This is a genomic window from Thermomonas beijingensis, assembly GCF_020034655.1.
Taxonomy (GTDB): domain Bacteria; phylum Pseudomonadota; class Gammaproteobacteria; order Xanthomonadales; family Xanthomonadaceae; genus Thermomonas; species Thermomonas beijingensis.
In genome coordinates this window covers 126,410-146,545 of record NZ_JAIQDJ010000002.1, presented here as the reverse complement: position 1 = coordinate 146,545, position 20,136 = coordinate 126,410, and the positions used below count along the sequence as shown (strand labels likewise).

The 20,136-nt window shown below is 63.7% G+C and carries 17 protein-coding genes; 1 reads left to right on the top strand and 16 read right to left on the bottom strand.

The window, feature by feature from the left end; translation table 11 throughout:
* Nucleotides 1-15 precede the first annotated feature (15 nt).
* From lepA to rpoE, 4 genes are all read right to left on the bottom strand, one after another.
* On the bottom strand, nt 16-1,809 hold the full coding sequence (gene lepA, locus K7B09_RS06505; RefSeq protein ID WP_223628740.1) for a translation elongation factor 4: 1,794 nt from the start codon (nt 1,807-1,809) through the stop codon (nt 16-18).
* Between the two features lie 137 nt (nt 1,810-1,946).
* Complete coding sequence (locus K7B09_RS06500) at nt 1,947-3,524, bottom strand: DegQ family serine endoprotease (RefSeq protein ID WP_223628042.1); 1,578 nt, start codon at nt 3,522-3,524, stop codon at nt 1,947-1,949.
* Between the two features lie 82 nt (nt 3,525-3,606).
* Nucleotides 3,607-4,458, bottom strand: coding sequence for a sigma-E factor negative regulatory protein (locus K7B09_RS06495; RefSeq protein WP_223628040.1), 852 nt, complete (start codon nt 4,456-4,458; stop codon nt 3,607-3,609).
* On the bottom strand, nt 4,455-5,075 hold the full coding sequence (gene rpoE / locus K7B09_RS06490) for an RNA polymerase sigma factor RpoE (protein ID WP_223628038.1): 621 nt from the start codon (nt 5,073-5,075) through the stop codon (nt 4,455-4,457). Before rpoE ends, K7B09_RS06495 begins: the two co-directional genes overlap by 4 nt.
* Before the next feature lie 184 nt (nt 5,076-5,259).
* Between rpoE and K7B09_RS06485 the strand changes: the two genes are divergently transcribed.
* Complete coding sequence (locus tag K7B09_RS06485) at nt 5,260-7,335, top strand: 3-hydroxyacyl-CoA dehydrogenase NAD-binding domain-containing protein (RefSeq protein ID WP_223628036.1); 2,076 nt, start codon at nt 5,260-5,262, stop codon at nt 7,333-7,335.
* A gap of 92 nt (nt 7,336-7,427) precedes the next feature.
* Here the strand turns inward: K7B09_RS06485 and K7B09_RS06480 are convergent, their stop codons facing one another.
* The 12 genes from K7B09_RS06480 to fabF form a co-directional block, all read right to left on the bottom strand.
* Complete coding sequence (locus K7B09_RS06480) at nt 7,428-9,488, bottom strand: S9 family peptidase (RefSeq protein ID WP_223628034.1); 2,061 nt, start codon at nt 9,486-9,488, stop codon at nt 7,428-7,430.
* A 24-nt stretch (nt 9,489-9,512) separates the two neighbouring features.
* On the bottom strand, nt 9,513-11,333 hold the full coding sequence (locus K7B09_RS06475; protein ID WP_223628032.1) for a hypothetical protein: 1,821 nt from the start codon (nt 11,331-11,333) through the stop codon (nt 9,513-9,515).
* A 10-nt stretch (nt 11,334-11,343) separates the two neighbouring features.
* The gene (locus K7B09_RS06470) at nt 11,344-12,258 is read right to left on the bottom strand and encodes an ABC transporter ATP-binding protein (RefSeq protein ID WP_223628030.1); all 915 of its coding nucleotides are present in this window, start codon (nt 12,256-12,258) and stop codon (nt 11,344-11,346) included.
* Nucleotides 12,259-12,287: 29 nt separating this feature from the next.
* Nucleotides 12,288-12,677 (bottom strand): GntR family transcriptional regulator, encoded by a 390-nt coding sequence (locus tag K7B09_RS06465; protein WP_223628735.1) that lies wholly within the window; start codon nt 12,675-12,677, stop codon nt 12,288-12,290.
* A gap of 209 nt (nt 12,678-12,886) precedes the next feature.
* The gene (locus K7B09_RS06460; protein WP_223628028.1) at nt 12,887-13,246 is read right to left on the bottom strand and encodes a PilZ domain-containing protein; all 360 of its coding nucleotides are present in this window, start codon (nt 13,244-13,246) and stop codon (nt 12,887-12,889) included.
* Nucleotides 13,247-13,294: 48 nt separating this feature from the next.
* Nucleotides 13,295-13,687, bottom strand: coding sequence for a YbjQ family protein (locus K7B09_RS06455; RefSeq protein WP_223628026.1), 393 nt, complete (start codon nt 13,685-13,687; stop codon nt 13,295-13,297).
* Between the two features lie 16 nt (nt 13,688-13,703).
* Complete coding sequence (locus tag K7B09_RS06450) at nt 13,704-14,705, bottom strand: DNA polymerase III subunit delta' (RefSeq protein ID WP_223628024.1); 1,002 nt, start codon at nt 14,703-14,705, stop codon at nt 13,704-13,706.
* Nucleotides 14,702-15,358, bottom strand: coding sequence for a dTMP kinase (tmk, locus tag K7B09_RS06445; RefSeq protein WP_223628022.1), 657 nt, complete (start codon nt 15,356-15,358; stop codon nt 14,702-14,704). Before tmk ends, K7B09_RS06450 begins: the two co-directional genes overlap by 4 nt.
* Nucleotides 15,355-16,392: an endolytic transglycosylase MltG gene (gene mltG / locus K7B09_RS06440; protein WP_223628020.1), complete on the bottom strand. Its 1,038-nt coding sequence runs from the start codon at nt 16,390-16,392 to the stop codon at nt 15,355-15,357. Before mltG ends, tmk begins: the two co-directional genes overlap by 4 nt.
* Complete coding sequence (gene pabC, locus K7B09_RS06435) at nt 16,389-17,258, bottom strand: aminodeoxychorismate lyase (protein ID WP_223628018.1); 870 nt, start codon at nt 17,256-17,258, stop codon at nt 16,389-16,391. Before pabC ends, mltG begins: the two co-directional genes overlap by 4 nt.
* A 74-nt stretch (nt 17,259-17,332) precedes the next feature.
* Nucleotides 17,333-18,688 carry an aminodeoxychorismate synthase component I gene (locus tag K7B09_RS06430; protein ID WP_223628016.1) on the bottom strand — a complete coding sequence of 452 codons (1,356 nt, stop codon included), beginning with the start codon at nt 18,686-18,688 and terminating at the stop codon, nt 17,333-17,335.
* A 111-nt stretch (nt 18,689-18,799) separates the two neighbouring features.
* The gene (fabF, locus tag K7B09_RS06425) at nt 18,800-20,038 is read right to left on the bottom strand and encodes a beta-ketoacyl-ACP synthase II (protein ID WP_223628014.1); all 1,239 of its coding nucleotides are present in this window, start codon (nt 20,036-20,038) and stop codon (nt 18,800-18,802) included.
* Nucleotides 20,039-20,136: the final 98 nt, after the last annotated feature.

Genomic DNA, 20,136 nt, shown 5'->3' with positions numbered 1-20,136 from the left:
AGAAGGAAAAAAACATCACTTGCTATCCACCTGCAACACGGCGAGGAAGGCTTCCTGCGGGATTTCCACCCGGCCCACCTGCTTCATCCGCTTCTTGCCTTCTTTTTGCTTCTCCAACAACTTTTTCTTGCGGGTGGCATCGCCACCGTAGCACTTGGCCAGCACGTTCTTGCGCAACGCCTTGACCGTGGTGCGGGCGATGATCTGCCCACCGATGGCGGCCTGGATGGCCACATCGAACATCTGCCGTGGAATCAGATCTTTCATCTTCTCGCAAAGTTCCCGGCCGCGGCGGTCGGCCTGCGAGCGGTGCACGATGATCGACAGTGCATCCACGCGGTCGCCATTGATCAAGGTATCCACACGCACGAATGCGCCGGCTTCAAAGCGCACGAAGTGATAATCCAGCGAAGCATAGCCACGGCTGACGGATTTGAGTTTGTCGAAGAAATCCAGCACCACTTCGGCCATCGGCAATTCATAGCTGACCTGCACTTGGCTGGCCATGTAGGTGATGCCGATCTGTACGCCGCGCTTGTCTTCGCACAACTTGATCACGCTGCCGATGTAGTCCGGCGGGGTGAGGATATTGGCGCGAATGATGGGCTCGCGGATTTCGTCCACCAGATTCGCCGACGGCAACTTGGCTGGGTTGTCCATCGAGACGATGCTGCCATCGGTTTTCAACACCTCGTAGATCACCGTGGGCGCGGTGGAAATCAGGTTGAGGTTGTATTCGCGCTCCAAGCGCTCCTGCACGATCTCCATGTGCAGCATGCCAAGAAAACCACAACGGAAGCCAAAACCCATCGCTTCCGACGACTCCGGCTCGAAGCGCAAAGCAGCATCGTTCAAGCGCAGCTTGTCCAGCGCCTCACGCAGCGCCGGGTAGTCTTCGGCATCCACCGGGAACAGCCCGGCGAACACACGCGGCTGCATTTCCTGGAACCCCGGCAACGGCTTGAGCGCCGGGTCACTGGCCAAGGTCAGGGTGTCACCCACCGGCGCGCCATGCACGTCCTTGATACTGGCGGTGATCCAGCCCACTTCACCGGCTTTCAGCGCTGGCAGCACCTTGCGTTTGGGTGTGAACACGCCCACCGCATCAACCTGATGCGCGCGGCCGGTACTCATCACCAGCATCTTGTCACCGGGCTTGAGCTCGCCCTGCATTACCCGCACCAGCGAGACCACGCCCAGATAATTATCGAACCACGAGTCGATGATCAGGGCTTGCAGCTTGTCGGTGTCGCGCGGCTGTGGCGGTGGAATGCGTTTGACAATCGCCTCCAGTACATCCCCCACATTCAGCCCGGTCTTGGCGCTGATGGCCACCGCGTCCTCGGCATCGATGCCAATCACGGCTTCGATTTCTTCCTTCACCTTGTCGATGTCCGCGGTGGGCAAGTCGATCTTGTTCAGCACCGGCACCACTTCCAGGCCTTGCTCGACCGCCGTATAGCAGTTGGCCACCGACTGCGCTTCCACGCCTTGTGCGGCATCCACCACCAGCAACGCGCCTTCGCAGGCAGCCAGCGAGCGGCTGACTTCGTAGCTGAAATCCACGTGGCCGGGGGTGTCGATGAAATTCAGGAAATAGGTCTGGCCATCTTTGGCGGTGTACGGCAGCGAAACCGACTGCGCCTTGATGGTGATGCCACGCTCGCGCTCGATGGGATTGGAGTCGAGCACCTGCGCTTCCATCTCGCGCGCCTGCAGGCCGCCGCACAGCTGGATAATGCGGTCGGCCAAGGTGGACTTGCCGTGATCGACATGGGCAATGATGGAGAAGTTGCGGATAAACCGCATGGCGTCGTGCTGCATGGGGGGCTTCGATAGAGGAACGGGGGCGGATTGCGGCCCGCCGAAAGTGAGCCGTTCATTATCGCACAGGCCCGTGCGCGCCTTGGTGGACGCGCGCGGATCGGTTCAGCCTTACCCCGGCCTCAGCCTTCTGCCGGGTTGATCGCCATGTAGCGGGTACCGCCACCGCGCTGCACCAGCAGCATCACCGGCTTGCCGGTGCCTACGGCGCGCAACTGGGCATCCAATGCGGCCACGCTGCCCACATCGGTACGCCCCACCGCCAACACCACATCGCCAGCTTGCAAGCCGGCATTGCGTGCGGCATCGCCTTTCACTTGCGCCACCAGCACGCCCTCGCCTGCTTGCAGGCCCAGCCGGGCGCGCTGCTCGGGCAGCAAATCCTTGCCAAGGATGCCCAGCGCATTCCCGGCCGCATTGGCAGGGGCTTTGTCAGGCGCAGCATTGCGGCCGTTGCCGGCCTCGGCCACATTGTCATCCAGTGCATTCAAGGTCGCACTCAAACTGTGCGGCTTGCCGTCACGGATCACGTCCAAGGTCACTTTGGTGCCCGGTGCCATCGCGCCAATAATCGGCGGCAGGTCACTGGCGTCATACACTTGCTGACCGTTGACGCTGCGAATCACGTCCTGGCGCAGCACGCCGGCACGTTCGGCCGGGCTGCCCTGCTCGACACGCGCCACCAGCGCACCGCTTGCATCGGCCAAGCCAAGTGCCTTGGCCGTATCCCGATCCATCGGCTGAATCTGCACGCCCAACTGGCCACGCGTCACCTTGCCGGTGGCTTTGAGCTGCTTGACGGCATTCATCGCCACGTCGATCGGGATGGCGAAGCTGACGCCCATATAGCCGCCGGAATTGCTGAAGATTTGCGAATTGATCCCCACCACTTGCCCACGCGTATCCAGCAACGGGCCGCCGGAATTGCCCTTGTTGATCGCCACGTCGGTTTGAATGAACGGCACGTAGCGCTGGTCGGCACCAGGATTGGCGCGCCCCACGGCGCTGACAATCCCCGCCGTCACCGAGTGATCCAATCCGAACGGCGAACCAATGGCCACCACCCATTGACCCGGCTTGAGCAGCTTGGAATCCCCCACACGCATCACCGGTAGACCGGTGGCATTGATCTTGAGCAGGGCCACGTCGCTCTGCTCGTCGCTGCCCACCACCTTGGCGGTGAACTCGCGACGATCCGACAGCTTGATGCGCACGGTATCGGCGCCGTCGACCACATGATGGTTGGTCAGCACATAGCCATCGCTGGAGATGATGAACCCCGTTCCCAGCGAGGTGCCGCGCGGGCGCGCATTAGGTGCACCGGGCATGCCAGGCATGCCAGGCATCCCCGGCATCGGGGTCATGCCCGGACCAAAGAAACGGCGAAAGAATTCGGGAATTTGCGCATCGCCGGAGCCATCATCCTCATCGTCCTGCGGCATTTGTTGCTGCGCACGCCGCGCCTGCAGCTTGCTGCCAATCTCGGCCTGCACGCTGACCACGGCCGGGCCAACTTGCTCCACCAAACGCGTGAAATCCGGCAGATTGCCGACCAATTCCGGCGCAGGTGCGGCCGGCTGCGCGAGCTGCGGCATGCCCGCATTGGCGGGATTCTGGCCACTGCACGCCCCCACTCCGGCGACGGCCAAAGCGGCGACCAGCAACAGCGGACGCAGGCGAATGATCTGAGTTGCAGGCATAAACAAACACTCCTCGTTCACGGAGATCGTGGGGGAAAAATCACAACACATCTGCCGCAGACCACAGCGACCTTCAGCGCACTCAAGGCTGCGATTGCAGCTCTGCAGGCGCATGCGATTTCAGCTGCGCAGGCACATCGCTGGACAGCAGTTTGGGGGGCGTGGCAAACACCGGCGGTACAAACGGATTGGGCGCAAGCGCGGGCGAGGCATGCTCACCAAAGCCGACGGTCAAGCCGCTGGCGTTGTCGTATTGCGGCAGGATTTTGCGCGGCCACGGACGACTGGTGATTCCGGTTTGCGGCAGGGCGACCGGTGCTGCTTGCGCCAATTCCAATGCGGGCGCTGTCAGCGGAACCACACGCGCAACATTGCGCCGTACAGGCTTGGCCACCGCCACCGTGGCCGCAGCGGCCAAGACGGCCGGTGCCGGCGTCAATGCGGCAGGGATTTGTGGCGTTTCGGGTGCGTGCCTAGGCATGGGCGTGGGTGTGGGTGCGGGCGACGCGGGCACCTGCACGGCCACTTGTGCCCCGCTGGCCGTTGCCGGCGCTGCCGGCAATGGCGAACGCCCCATCAGCGCCACCACCGCCAGTGCCGCTGCAACCGCGGAACCTGCGCCCCACCGCAGCCAGCGCGGCGGGCGTTGTGTGCTGCGCTGCGCCTGCGACGACAGGTCTACACCGTGCAGGGAGGCTGCTACCCGCTGCGCAAAATCCACCGACAGGTGCTGCGTTGGCGCAATGCCGCGCATGGCATCGCCGGCAATACGCCAGCGCTCCCAGTTGGCGGCCAGCTCGGTGTCGTGTTGCAAGCGGCGCAACAGGAAGCGGGTCTGGTCTGCAGGCAAGGCGCCATCCATCAGCGCCGAGAGTTGCTCACGGCTGGACAGTTGGGTGAGGTCGATGCAGTGGCGGTCGGTTTCGGTCTTCATGAGGCTTTCGAACGCTTGGGCAATTCATCGTGATCCAGCAAGGGGCGCATGCGGGCATCGATGGCCTCGCGGGCGCGGAAGATGCGTGAACGCACCGTGCCAATAGGGCAGCCCATGCGTTCGGCAATGTCCTCGTAGCTCATCCCTTCCACTTCGCGCAGGGTGATCGCTTCGCGCAGATCCTGTGGCAAGGCTTCGACCGCAGCGACGACGGTTTGTTCCAGCTGCTGACGCATCAGTTCACGCTCGGGCGTATCGGTATCGCGCAGGCGCAAACCCGATTCAAACTGCTCGGCATCCTCCACATCAATATCTTCGCCGGGTGGGCGACGGTTATTGGCAGCCAAATGATTCTTCGCGGTATTCACTGCGATGGTGTGCAGCCACGTCGAAAACTGTGCATCGCCACGAAAATTCTTGATCGCGCGATAGGCGCGGATAAACGTGTCCTGCGCCACATCCTGCACTTCCGACCAATCGCGGATATAGCGTGAAATCACCGCCGCAATGCGGTGCTGGTATTTGCGCACCAACAGGTCGAACGCGGCGGTATCGCCCCGTTGCACCCTGGCGACCAGGTCATGATCCAGCGCTTGCGACACCCGATCCTCCGTCATTGCGCGCCGGCCTCGAAAATGAGCCCGGCAGAGTCCGAGCGTTGTGACAGCAGGATGCCGCGAAAGTTCCGCAGCCGCGTGTTGCCGCCGGGAGCGACCTGATGGCAATTAGGCAAGTATTCAAGTTTCACCGGGCTAGGATAGGCCTTTCGATTGAATGGATGGCATGCGCATGGCGATTTCCATGACCAACCCCACTGCCGACCGCTTTGCCGGGCTGCCGCTGCGCCACTGGAAACCCCAGCTGCGTGACGATGGCGTGCTGGTGTTGTACTTCGACCGCGCCGACGCGGCGGTCAATGCGTTCTCGCAGGATGCGCTGATCGAGCTGGGCGATGTGCTGGAGCGGATTGCGCTGGAACTGCCGAAAGCGCTGGTGATTGCCTCGGGTAAAACCAGCGGCTTTATTGCCGGTGCGGACCTGAAGGAATTTCAGGAATTTGACCGCAAGGGCACGGTGGACGATGCCATCCGTCGCGGGCAAACCATGTTCCAGCGGCTGGCGCAGTTGCGCTGCCCCACGGTGGCGGCGATTCACGGCTTTTGCATGGGCGGCGGCACCGAAATCGCGCTGGCTTGCCGCTACCGCGTGGCCAGCAGCGATGCCTCCACCCGCATTGGTTTGCCGGAAGTGCAACTGGGCATCTTTCCCGGCTGGGGCGGCAGCGCACGCCTGCCGCACTTGGTGGGCGCGCCCGCCGCGATGGACATGATGCTGACCGGCCGCGCCTTGTCGGCCAAGGCGGCGCTGGGGATTGGCTTGGTAGACAACGTCAGCGCGCCGGCCAACCTGATCGACACGGCGGCCACGCTGGCATTGAAAGGGCGCGTTCGTCCATTCAAACAGCGCCTGCTGGCGTGGTCCAGCAATACGTTGGCCGCGCGCAAACTGCTGGCGCCGCAGATGATCAAGCAGGTGGCACGCAAAGCGCCAAAGGCGTTTTATCCCGCGCCGTATGCGCTGATTGCAACGTGGCAGCGCAGCGCAGGCAAACCGATCCGCGTGCGCCTGGATGCCGAACGCAAGGCCGTGGTCACACTGGCCGGCAGCAGCACCGCCCGCAACCTGATTCGCATTTTCTTCCTGACCGAGCGCATGAAGGGCTTGGGCAAGGGCGATGCCAATATCCGCCATGTGCATGTGGTGGGCGCCGGGGTGATGGGTGGCGACATCGCCGCGTTCGCCGCGTACAAGGGCTTCGACGTCACCTTGCAAGATCGCGAGCAACGCTTTATCGACGGCGCGCTGCAACGTGCGCAAGCCCTGTTCGACAAGAAAGTCAAAGACCCAACCAAGCGCCCGGAAGTCGCCGCGCGCCTGAAGTCCGATTTGAACGGCGACGGCGTGGCAGACGCCGATTTGGTGATCGAGGCCATCATCGAAAACCCGGATGCCAAACGCGAGTTGTATCAGGCGGTCGAACCGCGCATGAAGACCGATGCGCTGCTGACCACCAATACCTCGTCGATCCCGCTGGACGAACTGCGCCCGCACATCGCGCGCCCGGCGCAGTTTGCCGGCCTGCACTACTTCAACCCGGTGGCGCAAATGCCGCTGGTGGAAATCATTCATCACGACGGCATGGATCCCGAGACCGAACGCCGCCTGGCGGCGTTCTGCAAGGCGCTGGGCAAGTTCCCGGTGCCGGTGGCGGGTACGCCCGGCTTCCTGGTCAATCGGGTGCTGTTCCCGTACATGCTGGAAGCCGCCACTGCCTATGCCGAAGGCATTCCGGGTGCGGCCATCGACAAGGCTGCGGTGAAATTCGGCATGCCGATGGGGCCGATCGAGCTGATCGACACCGTAGGTTTGGATGTGGCCGCTGGTGTCAGCAAGGAGCTGGCGCCCTTCCTTGGCCTGCAAATCCCGGCAGCACTGGCCACGGTGGACGCAGGCAAGCGCGGCAAGAAAGACGGCCAAGGCATCTACGCTTGGGAAAACGGCAAAGCCAAAAAACCCGAGCTGCCGGCTGGCTACGCTGCACCGGATGATTTGGAAGACCGCCTGATCCTGCCGCTGCTCAACGAAGCGGTAGCCTGCTTGCAGGCCGGCGTGGTCAGTGATGCCGACCTGCTGGATGCCGGGGTGATTTTCGGGACCGGTTTTGCGCCGTTCCGGGGCGGCCCGATTCAGCATATCCGCACGGTGGGTGCTGACGCGCTGCTGGCGCGGCTCATGGCATTGCAGGCCAAGTACGGCGAACGCTTCGCACCGCGCGCAGGTTGGGACAACGCCGTGCTGCGCGAACCCGTGGCTTGAAGGAAACGCGGGGTCAGAGTCGACTTTTGCGATGAACTCTCGAAGCACTTGGGAGGCAGGGTTGCGAAAGTCGACTCTGACCCCGCTTTTGTTTAGAACTCCGGCCCGGCCAGCCGCAGATTTGCGCGCAGATAGGCACGCAAGCGCGGCCCGGCCGGTTCCGGCGGCGGCCCACCGAGATGGCGTTGCAACAGGGTTTCCATCGCGAACAGATAGGCCTCGCGCGGGATCGGATCGACCGGCGCATGCCCACCACCCGGTTCCACCAACAAGCTGACCGGCTGCCCGAGCGTGCGCAAGCGCGCCACATAGTCAGTCACGTCACGAATTGCGACGGTGCGGTCGGCACTGCCGGCCATGATCAAGAGTGGACGCCGCATCCTTGCCACGTTCACCCGGGGCGACTGTGCATGCAGGCGCGCATAGGTTGCAGGATCACCGCCATCCAACGACAACGCGCGCAGCGTCTGCCGCAACGACCGGTCGGGCAGGTCGCCTTGCTCGCCGGACTCGACCAACCAGCGCATCGCCCAGCCCAAATCAGCGGGCGGTGAACCGGCCACGCCGACCTTGAACAGCTCCGGCTGGAAGGTCAGGCCCAGCAGCGTCGAATACCCGCCGAAGGAATGGCCGACGATGCCCACCCGCGCCTTGTCGCCGATGCCCTGCGCCAGCAGCCAGCGCACGCCCTCCACGATGTCCTGCTGCACGCGGCCGTTGCCGTAATCACCGTTCGAAGAAAACGTATACGCGCGTCCATGCCCGGTGGAGCCGCGGAAATTCGACTGGAATACCACGTAGCCGCGATTGGCGAGGAACTGCGCGGTGCCGTCGTAACCCGCGCGGAAGTGGTTGATCGGGCCGCCGTGCACTTGCGCGATGAGTGGTGCGTGCGCGGCGTCCACGCCCGGCGGCAGCAGCACGAAACCGTGCACGCGCAGCCCATCGGAGGCGACATAGGACACCGCGAGCTTGCGCGCGAGGTTCGATTCGGGCGGCGAGTTGGCGGTGATCCCGGGATCGTCGAGGATCCGTCGCAGGTCGCCGTTGCGCGGGTCGTAGAGGTACCAGCGCGGATCGCGCAGGTTCGCCGCACGTTCGCGCACCAGCCAATGCGCCGAAGGACCGCTGCCGGCTTGCAGGCCGATGTCGCGGCCGGGGAATTTCGCGGCGATGGCGGCCACCGTGGCCTGCGCATCGCCGATTCCGTACGTCGCGGCGACGGTGCTGCGGTAGCTCGCCGCCAGCGGCTGCAAGGTGCGTGGATCGATCACCACGTCATCGAGGTCGGCCTCGCCGCGCGGATCCTGGTGCAGGGTCTGCAACCTGTCGTTTGCGTCCAAGCGCAGCACGCGGCGAAAATTCCCATCGAATCCGTCGCCGGGATTGCCGGTCATCAGCAGGCTGCCATCGGCACGCGCCGCCAGCAGGTCCAGTCGCTGCATCGGCCGCAGGCGCAGCACTTCGCGCAGCGTTGCGTCGGTGTGCAGCCGATACAGCGCATCGTGGCCGCCCTCGAAACGTGTCAGCGCGACGACACGGCCTTGTGCATCCAGTGCGATGTCGTGGATCCAGCGCGTATCTTCGCGCAGTACGGTGCGCTTGCCATATGCGTCCATACGCACGATTCGCCATCGAACGGCAGGCCAGCGTTCGCCCTTGCCGGCGGCGACGCGTTCGCCCAGCAACACGGCGGCCGGCTGCGACAGATCGAGCTTGATCACCCGCCGCCGCTCACTGCCGCCCAGCGGCACGCGCACACCGCTGCGGCCGTCAATGCCGACAATGGTCAGCGCACGTGGCGCACGCAGGAACAACCAGCGGCCATCGCGCGACCACATGACTTGTTCAGCCTGAGTGCTGCCGACCAGCATGTGCGGGTTGCCGTCGCAGGTCGGCAACAGCCACAGCGCGCGCGAATCCTTCTGCTCGCGCAGATAGGCCACCGCATCGCCGGCTGGCGAAAGCTCGGCGGCCACCAGCGTGCGGTTTTCGAGGAAGGCCACGCGCGGCAGGCGTGGTGCTAGCGGCAAGGCGCGCTGTGCGGTCTCTGCGGCGCGCAGGCTTTCAATGGCTTGCGCGTGCAAGGTGTGCGGCGCAAGCAGCAGGGCGCACAGCGCCAGCATGCCACACAGGGTTCGAAGTATTGTCATTGTCGTGTCCTCGTCCCTGCCGGCTCAGGCCGCGACCGGCTGCGCGCTCGGTGCAGCCATCGGCAAGGGTTCGCGACGCGGGTACAGCAACCACAGACTGACCAGCGCCGGCAGCCCGACCACGCCACACAGCACGACCCAGCCGATGCGGCCACGCATCGAAAGCTGCAACCTGCGAGATAGCCAGACCGCGCCCAGCAGCGACAGCAGGCAACACGCACCCGCCAGCCACAGCACCGACGCCGGCATCGGCTCGGGCTTGGCGCGCAGCGGATCCTGCGCCGCGAACAGATCCTGCGCACCCAGGCAGAGCGCGCGCAGCACCGGCGACAGCCAGCTGTTGCGGTTGGTGTAAACCGATGGCAGGTCGATCGACAACGCGCGGCGCGCAACGATCCGCACACGACCCTTGCTGTCCACCCGCAGCACCTGCTGGAACGGATGCTGCAATTCACCGCTCCACACGCCCCAGGTGTAGGTGTAGGACACCAGGTAACCGTCCAGCAGTTCGATCACGTCCATCCGGCTGAGATTGCCGACCTGGCCTGGCATCGCCACCCGCAGCAGTGGTTGCAGCAGGTCGAGCCCGTTCATCGCCTCGCGGCCGGGATAGAAATAGGCGGCGCGGTTGCTGAGCACCAGGATGTTGTCGCCGGCCGGTTGCGGCGGGCTGGCCATCACTTCGCCCTGCGGCAGGCGAATGCGCTCGAACATGCGCTGCTGTTCGCTGTCGTACTGGTAGGCGGCGTCCGCGTTGTACAGGTAGGTGGCGCCGTAGGGCATGGTCGGCGCGGGGAATGCGGCCTGCTGCTCGCCCACGCCCATCTCGCCGATCCGGCGCTGGTCGCGCAGGCCGCGGGTGACGAAACGCGCACGGTCGTGGCTGTACACCAGCCACAGGTTGTTCTCGTCGTCGCCGAATTCCAGCGGCGACAGGTTGGTCATGCTGCCCTGCACCGGCAGGTTGCGCAGCGGATAGCGCGTGTAAACGTCGGACAATGCGATCTGTTCGCGCCACAGTGCGGCCTCGGGGTCGCGGCTGTTCTTGATGCCGAGCAGCAGCATGTCCTTGCCTTCGGCGCGATCGGCCTCGATGGTGCCGTCCATGGGCGGAACCGGCATGTTGAGCGGGTGCGTACCAGCGACCGTCCACGCCACTTCCACGCCGTAGCCAAGCATCCACACCAGGAAATACGCGCCCAGTTGCACCGGCAGCGCGATCACCAGCACCGCCGCGGGATTGCGCGATGGCGCGGCCGGGTCCGGCTTGAACGCGATCGCCAGCATCGCCGCGAGGAAGGCGATGACGACGAGTTGCAGGCCCAGCATCGCCACGCCCGAGGCCTGCGCATACATGAACAGGTTCGGCAGCAGGAATGCGGCGAACGAATAGCGGCGATTGCCGGCCATCGCGTACGCGCCGGCGAGGTAGCCAGACACCGCGATCAGCCATGCCGCAATCGGCAGCAGCCAGTGGCGCAGGTCGACCACGCGCGCAGTCATCGTGTCCTGGTACAGCGCAACCAGCGCGATCGGCAGCGCCACCGCGGCCAGCAGCAATATCATGCCGGCGCCGCTCAGCGCGCCGGCGATGCGCAGGCGGTGCAGCGGGCGATGCAGCAGGCTCAGCCACTGGTTCGGCTTGCGGTACGTGCCCATCTGGTACATGCCCAGCAGGGCACCGGCCACGGCATACACTGCGGCGAATACTTGGTAGACGAACAGCGGCTGCTGCGCCATGTCCACCATGCGACTGAGAAAGCCCAGCACGGCGAGATTGACGATGGCGGCGATGCCGGCCCACAGGCGGAAGCGCAGCAGCTCGCCCTTGAAAAGATCGTTCATGTCGGTGTCCTCAGGCCGTGGCCGGCGCGGCGTGGTGTTTGGCAAGGAATGCGTTGACCGCGCGGTCCAGGCTGACCGGCATCGACTGCGCATTGCGCGCGCCACAGGCACGCAGGAAATGTTCGAAGTCCGCGTCCTGATCCAGCACCAAAAAGTGCTGCAAGCCATCGATGCGCTGGGTTTCCAGCAAACCCGGCACCAAGCGCAGATCCGGCCCCTTGAACGGCAGGTCGGCCACCCAATGGCTGACCCGCGCGGTGAACGCCTCCGGGGCCGACATGTGCTTGAGCTGGCCGCGTTCGAGGATGATCAAATTGTCGGCAACGCGTTCGATCTCCTCCATCTGGTGCGAGCAATAGATCACCGTGCAGTCATCGGCAGCGTTGCTCTGCAACAGCGATTCGAGGAAGGCGCGCTTGGCGACCACGTCCAGCCCCAAGGTTGGCTCATCCAATACCAGCAATTCTGGGCCTTGCGCCAAGGCCAGCGCGAGGTTGAAGCCAGCGCGTTCGCCGCGCGAAAGCTGGCCGATCTTCTGCTCCGGCAGCACGTTGTAGTGCCCGATCACGCCATCGAAGGCCTGCTGGTTCCAGCGCCCGTACTGATGACGCTGCATCGCCATCACCTGCGCCACTCGCATCCAGTTCGGCAGGGTGTGCTCCTCGTTGACGAAGCCAATCCGGCTGCGATCTTGCGGGCTGAGTTGCTGGCTGTCCTTGCCGAGGATGCGGGACTGCCCCGAGGTCGGCGGCATGAAACCCAGCAGGATACGGAACAAGGTCGACTTGCCGGCGCCGTTGGCGCCGACGATGGCGTGGATGCGACCACGCGGAATCGCGAGGTCGAGCTGGTCAAGCGCCAGCTTGCGGCCGTAACACTTGCTGAGCGCGTGGGTTTCGATGACAAAATCAGAATGGGTGAACATAGCAATTCCAATGCCGCCGGCGCGGCGACTTATGCGGATTTACGGGGAAGCAGCAATTGAAATTCGTGAGTGATCCGCGCCTGCACCTGCGCGGGCGCAAAGCCCAGCGGCACCACGTCATTGACCAGACGCCCCACGGCGTCATCCAGCCGGCGTTCGCGCTCGGCATCGGACAAGCGCTGACGTTTTGCCGCCACATACAAGCCCATGCCCTGGCGCGATTCCAGCCAGCCTTCGGTACTCAACTCGGCATAGGCCTTGGCCACCGTGTTGGGGTTGATCATCAGCTGCTGCGCCAACCCGCGCACGCTCGGCAATTGATCGCCGTGGTCAAGCTCACCCGTCGCAACTTTCATGCGCACGGCATCCACGATCTGGCGGCCGATCGGGCGCGGGTCGCCAGTCGCAATTTGGATCATCAAGGGCCGAGTTCGAACCATGTACGCGCTGTCCTGCCTGTACTAGTGGCAGCAGTACAGGGCAGCGTGTCCGCCAGCGTCCAGCCGAATGCGACGAAACCGCCACAGGCGCGACAAAGCCGCGCCAAGCGGGCGCGAATCAATCAGAAAATGGAATCAGCGTAAAGATTCCCGGCAAGCGCGCGGCAACAGGTGGAGCTGATCGACGCTTACATCGTCTGCGTCGGCTGATCGCCACCCAAGGTCCCAGCCAAGGTGGTTTCGATTTTGCTGCGCACCGCTTCGCCCTCGGCGGTGTCGGCAAACTGCACGCCAATCCCGGCGGGGCGGTTGCCCTGTGCACCAGCGGGAGTCACCCACACCACTTTGCCTGCCACCGGCAAACGTTCGGAAGAATCCGGCAGAGTCAGCAGCAGGAACACCTCATCTCCGATGAAGTAGCGCCGCGTGGTGGGCACGAAAATGCCGCCTTGCTTGACATAGGGAATATAGGCCCCGTACAGCGCAGCCTTGTCCTTGATTGCCAGCGACAAGATGCCTTGCCGCGCCCCACCTGTTGGATTACTCATCCTTCCCCCTGCTTGATTGCACCAAGCAAACTATCCGTACATCCATTTTCAATGATTGCCGTGTTCCACCACAACCGCCGTGCCGTAGCACAGCACCTCAGACAGGCCCGTCATGATTTCGGTGGCATCGTAGCGCACCGCGACGATGGCGTTTGCGCCCAACTGGCGGGCATGCATCACCATGTCGCGATGGGTTTCCTGGCGCGCTTGCTCGCATAGTTCGGTATAGATGGTGATGTTGCCGCCCAACAGCGATTGCAAACCACCGAAGAAATTGCCCACCACAGAGCGCGAACGCACCACGATGCCGCGTACCAAACCAAGGTTACGCACGATGCGGTAGTTGGGTAATTCCGATGCCGTGGTCACCATGCTGTCATCCAGCAGGATGCCGGAACGTGGTGCCGTAATCGTGGCAGCTGAATTGTAAGGATCGGTCATACGTTCTCCGCTTGAATCAATGCCACGGCAGCAGCGCGTCCAATACCGTCAAGTCGGCACGCACCGCGGTGCGCAGCAAATCACGGGCACGATTAGCCGCATCAAACCGCGCAGCCAGCCTGCGGGTTGCGGCAGGATCGGTCAAGCCTGCGGCCTCACGCAGGGCAAATTCAGCCAGATGGCGCAAGCGCTCGCCGGCATGGACATCAGCCACCCAGCGCTGTGCCGTTTGTACCGGCTCAATCTGCTTGTGCTGCAAGGCTTGCGCATCTTTGAAGACCTCACGGCGCAGAGCCAAGCCATCCCCCGCCACCCACGCATCGGCCAGCCCTGGGTGGCCGCGTGCCGCATCCAAGGCCTCGCTCGCCACCGCTTCGGCATGCCCGCGCTGGCGCAGCCAATGCAGCGCTTCTGGCTGCGGCGGCAGGCGCACATCCAGTCGCTGGCAACGGCTACGGATGGTGGCCGGCAAACGCGCAGGGTTGCAGGACAACAACCACAGATAGCGGCCCGGCTGCGGTTCTTCGAGTGACTTCAGTACCGCATTCCACGCGTGCCAGTTGACGGCATCGGCCGGCTCGATGATGACCACCTGCGCGCCACCCAGTTGCGCGGTGAGTCCCAACTTCTCGGTCAGTGCACGCACCTGTTCGATCACAATCTCGGCGCGCGGCTTGCCGGTTTTAGCGTTGATTTCATAACCCAGGAAATACAGATCCGGATGCGCGCTGCGGCCCCACGGATGCGCCGGGCTGCCATCCGGGCGCACTTCCAGTGTGTCCATTTGTGCGCGTGAAGCAAACAGCTGGCAGCTCTTGCACTGCCCGCACGCTTCACCATCCGTGCGCGGGGCAAGGCACAACACGCGCTGCGCCAAGTGTTCGGCCAACAGGCGCTTGCCGATTTTCTCAGGCCCGGTGATCAAGCTGGCATGGCCGAAATGGCCGGCGGTGATTGCATCTGCGGCCTGCGCATAGGCGCGCTGCTGCCACGGTGCGAGGGCTGGCAACGTGCTCATGCCAGCGCCTTGCGGTAGTCCGCCAACCGCATGCGTGCCGCTGCGGCCACGGCGGCCGCCTCGGGGCTGGCATCCAGCACGTGGACACGCTGTGGGTGCTGGGCGGCCCGTGTCAGAAAGCCGGCACGCACACGTTCAAAAAACTCGTCGCGTTCACGCTCGATGCGGTCGGGTGACGCACCGCCCAGCAAGTCACGTCCACGCGTGCGTTGCCGCGCATGCGCCACGTCCAGATCCAGCAGCAGGGTCAGTCCCGGTTCAATGCCTACCGCATGGCGCTCCAATTCGGCAATGAAATGCACATCCATGCCACGTGCTGCACCTTGGTAGGCATAACTGGAATCGGTGAAACGGTCGCAGATGACCCACGCCCCGCGCTGCAAAGCCGGCAGGATGATCTCCTGCACATGCTGGGCGCGTGCGGCGAACATCAGCAACAACTCCGCATGCGGTGCCACCGCTTCATCGCCGGCATCCAGCAGCAGACTGCGAATGCGCTCGGCCAGCGGCGTGCCCCCGGGTTCGCGGGTGCTGACCACATCGCAACCGTCGGCTTGCAAGGCATCACGCAGTGCCGCCAGCACGGTACTTTTACCGGCACCTTCGCCGCCTTCCAGTGTCACAAAATGCGGCTGCGTCAACCACCCGGTCATTGCTTTTCTGCCTGCCGCTGCACACGGTAGCGCGCCACGTAATCACGCACGGCAGCATTGTGTTCACTCAGCGAGGCACTGAATACGTGCCGCCCGCTGCCATCGCCGATCGCTACAAAATACAAGGCATTGCCGGGGGCAGGATGGGTGGCTGCGTGCAGCGCCGCCTTGCCCGGCATCGCAATCGGCGTGGGCGGAAGACCGTCGCGGGTATAGGTGTTGTAAGGCGTGTCGGTGGTCAAATCGACGCGACGGATATTGCCGGCATAACTTGATCCCATACCGTAGATCACGGTGGGGTCGGTTTGCAGGCGCATGCCGGTTTTCAAGCGGCGCACGAACACCCCGGCAATCTGTACACGCTCGCTGGCATTGCCGGTTTCTTTTTCGATGATGGATGCAAGGGTCAATGCCTGCTCCGGGCGGTCGAACGGCAAATCTTCGGCGCGCGTGCGCCATTCGGCGTCCAGGGTTTTTTCCATCCCTGCATAGGCGCGCTTGAGGATATCCAGATCGCTGTCGCCACGCGTCCACGCATAGGTTTCCGGCAGGAAGCGGCCTTCCGGATGTTGCCCGGCATGCCCCAGCGCCTGCATCAACGCGGCATCATCGAGTTCGGGCAAAGCTTGCTTCAGCACCGTGACTTTACGAAGTGCGGCGCGCAGATCGCGCATAGTCCAGCCCTCCACAATCGTGAAGCTGCGACGGATCACCTTGCCATCGCGCATCGCCGATAGCAGGCTGCGCGGGGTGGTGTCGGTGGCCAGCGCATATTCGCCCACCTGCAATTTCCCGGCTGCACCGGTTTGTCGCGCCAAGACTTGCCAGTACACGCCAGCGCCGATCTCGATGCGTTGCGCGCGCAATTTGTTCAGCACTTTGCCAAGGTTGTCGCCGCGTTCCACCACCACGCTCGCATCGGCGGCAATGCCGGGCAGCGGCGTATCGGCAAACCGCAAATAGCGCCAGCCGTAGCCCCCCAGTACAGCCGCCACGATCAACCCACAGCACAGCAACAAGGTGCGAAATTTCACGCCAACTCCACAGTGTTGGAATACATCGGATAGTCCTTCGCTAAGGCGGTTTGCAATGCTGCCACTGCCGGCTGCGCGCGCCAGCTGCGCGCACCCAATCGTGCCACTGGCAGGATACCGCGCACGGCGTTGCAAAGGGTCAGCGCGTCAGCTGCGGCAAGCGCGTCCATCGACAATTCAGCCACCTCCAGCATCCCCTGTTCCAACAACCAGCCACGCAACACGCCGGCCACACCGCAGTGCTCGATCGGCGGCGTCAACCAGCGCCCGTCGCAATACGCCAGCAAGTTGGCCGCCGTGGCACACACGGCGTTGCCGGCCATGTCCCGCATCAGGCCCTCATCGCAACCCGCACGTTGTGCTTCGGTTCGCGCCAGAACCTGTTCCAGGCGGTTGCAATGTTTGATCCCGGCCAACAAGGGCTGCGTGGCAAGACGGGTGTTGCACGCATGCAACTGCAACGCGGTTTGCTTGGGTGGCAACGGATGCAACGACAACACCCACACCGGCGGCGCATCCACCGATGGCGCATACCCGCGCCCACCATCGCCACGGGTCAGCAACAGCTTGATCACGCCGGCGTCCACACCGGCGCAGATTTCATGCAGGCGCGCTTCGATAAAGGCCCGCTCCGGCAAGGCGATACCCAGTCGCTGCGCACCTTCACCAAGGCGCGCAAGATGGCGCGGCCACAGCGGCAACCCACCATGGTCCACGCGCATGGTTTCAAACACACCATCGCCGTAATTGAGTCCGCGGTTGTCGGAGGAAACGCAATCAATCCGTGCACACCCCGCATACACAGCGGACACCATGGGGTTCACCGCAGCCGCTCCCCGATACTCGCTTTGTGCGTCGAACCCCATGGCATCCGCTCCCGATTACTTCTGCAACTCGCAGACAGCCCATGATGTCCGCACACGATAAACAACTGCGCGCATCACTCCACCCCCAATGCCCGCAACATGCCACGCGCCTTGGCACGGGTTTCGTCCAGCTCACGTTGCGGGTCGGAATCCATCACGATGCCGGCCCCGGTGCGAAAACGCAGCGTTGCGTCTGCCAGTTCGGCACTGCGGATCAGGATATTCAAATCCATCGCGCCATCGCGATTCAGCCAGCCCATCGCGCCGGTGTAGGCGCCGCGGCCCACGCCTTCCAACTCGGCGATGATCTGCATGCAGCGCACCTTCGGGCAGCCGGTAATGGTGCCGCCCGGGAACACCGCCGCAATCGCCTGGCCTGGCGTCACATCCGTGCGCAGTTGGCCGCGCACATTGCTGACGATGTGGTGCACATGCGCATAACTTTCCACCACCATCAACTCATCCACCTGCACGCTACCGACTGCGCACACACGGCCCAGATCATTGCGCTCCAAGTCGATCAACATCACATGTTCGGCGCGTTCTTTGGGGTGCCCGACCAATTCCTGGATGCGCTCGGCATCATCGTCGCCGGCAAAGCGCGGGCGGGTGCCGGCAATTGGGCGGGTTTGCGCAATGCCTTGCCGCACAGCTAGCAGGCGCTCGGGGGAGGCGCTGACCACACTGCCCCACGGGCTGCGGAAGATGCCGGCGAACGGAGCCGGATTGTGCGTGCGCAATTGCTGAAACAGCGCCGCCGGATCCAGCGCGGCAGCAAAGTGCGCTCGCCAACCGCGCGACAAATTGGCTTGAAACACATCGCCCTTGGCCAGATAGTCCAGCACCCGGATGACGCCATCGAGATACTGCTGCGCCGGATCTTCGTCGATGCAGGTGGGTGGCGACCATGCGGGCAATGGCGGCACGCTGCGGGCACGTTCGGTATCGTCCACGATGCGCTGCAGGACACCGTCGGCAGCGTGTTCTGCCAGTGCGATGCATGCGCCGCTGGCGCGATCCCGCAGCGCCGCCGCCGGGCATCGCAACGCCACTGCAATCGGCAGCGCACCATCGGCCTGTGGTAATTGCAACACCGGCTCGATCTGTTGCGCCAATTCATAGCCCAGCAGCAGCGCCCAGCCACCACGAAACGGCGGCATCTCGGCCGCCGGCGCTTGTTCGCAGCGAATGCCGCGCCAGTGGGCGTCCAGCACATCCAGAAAATGGCCTGGGATGATCTCACCGGCCAGCGTGCGCACCATGCCATCACGATGCAGCGCGAAGCCTTCGCCACTGTGCGCCAGCAGCATGTCCCAACGCCCCAATGCACCACCGCTGGTGGATTCCAGTAGCACCGGGTAGCGCAATGGATCCAATCGATGCAGTGCCAGCAGGTCGATATCAGCGGAAAGCGTGTGCGTTTGCATCATCTCTAACCGCCATTCCCACGCCAAGGCAATCCAGTGATTGCTGCGAACGATAAAACTGGATTCCGGCCGGCGCGGGAATGACGAGCACGACTGCAAACGATCCGAAAATCATCACATCCGTTTGAACACCAAGGTGCCATTGGTGCCGCCAAAGCCAAAGCCGTTGGACACCACCACATCCACCTTGGCCTGCCGCGCCACGTTGGGCACATAGTCCAAATCGCAGCCTTCGCCGGGGGTTTCCAGGTTGATGGTGGGCGGGATGATGCCGGTTTGCAGCGCCTTGATCGCATAGATCGCTTCCACCCCACCCGCAGCACCCAGCAAGTGGCCGGTCATCGACTTGGTGGACGACACCATCACCTTGTGGGCGTGCTCGCCCAGTGCACGCTTGATCGCCAGCGTTTCCGCCAGATCGCCCAGCGGGGTGCTGGTGCCGTGCGCGTTGAGGTAGCCCACGTCCTCCGGGTTCACCCCGGCGTCGCGGAACGCCATCGCCATGCAGCGCGCCGGGCCTTCGCCGTTTTCGCTGGGCGCGGTCATGTGGAAGGCATCCGAGCTTGCACCAAAGCCGGCCAGCTCGCAGTAAATGCGCGCGCCGCGGGCCTTGGCGTGTTCGTATTCTTCCAGTACCAAAATGCCGGCACCATCACCCAATACAAAACCATCGCGGTCTTTGTCCCATGGCCGCGAAGCGCGGGTGGGATCGTCGTTGCGGGTGCTCATCGCCTTCATCGCGCAGAAGCCGCCCATCGCCGTGGGTGAGCTGCCGCGCTCGGCACCACCGGCAAACATCACATCGGCATCGCCGTACTGGATCATGCGCATTGCCATGCCAATCGAATGGTTGGCGGTGGCGCAGGCGGACACCGCAGAGAACGTAGGCCCCTTGATCCCGGTGGCCAGTGACAACTGACCCGGCATCATGTTGATGATGGTGGACGGAATATAGAACGGGCTGATTTTGCGCACCCCGCCCTCATGCAATTTGATCGCGGTTTCTTCGATACCCCAGATCCCGCCGATGCCCGCACCAATCAGCGCGCCGATGCGCTCGGCATTGGCCTCGGTGACCTCCAGGCCGGCATCGTCCTTGGCCATCAGCGAGGCGGCCATGCCGTAGTGCAGGAAGTGGTCCATTTTTTTGGCGTCTTTCGGGTTCACCCATTGGGTGATGTCGAAGCCGCGAATTTCACCCGCAATGCGGGTCGGATAGGTGGCGGCATCAAAGCCTTCGACCATGCTGATGCCGGAACGGCCGTTGCAGATACCATCCCAATTGCTGGCCAGATCCAACCCCAGCGGCGAGATGATGCCCATCCCGGTGACGACGACGCGGCGCTTCGACATGGTGACTCCTCGATCCATCATTCAACACGTTGGACATTCAATACGGCATAACACGCAGGGCCGCAGAAGCGGCCCCGGTGCAGCGGCAATCACGCACA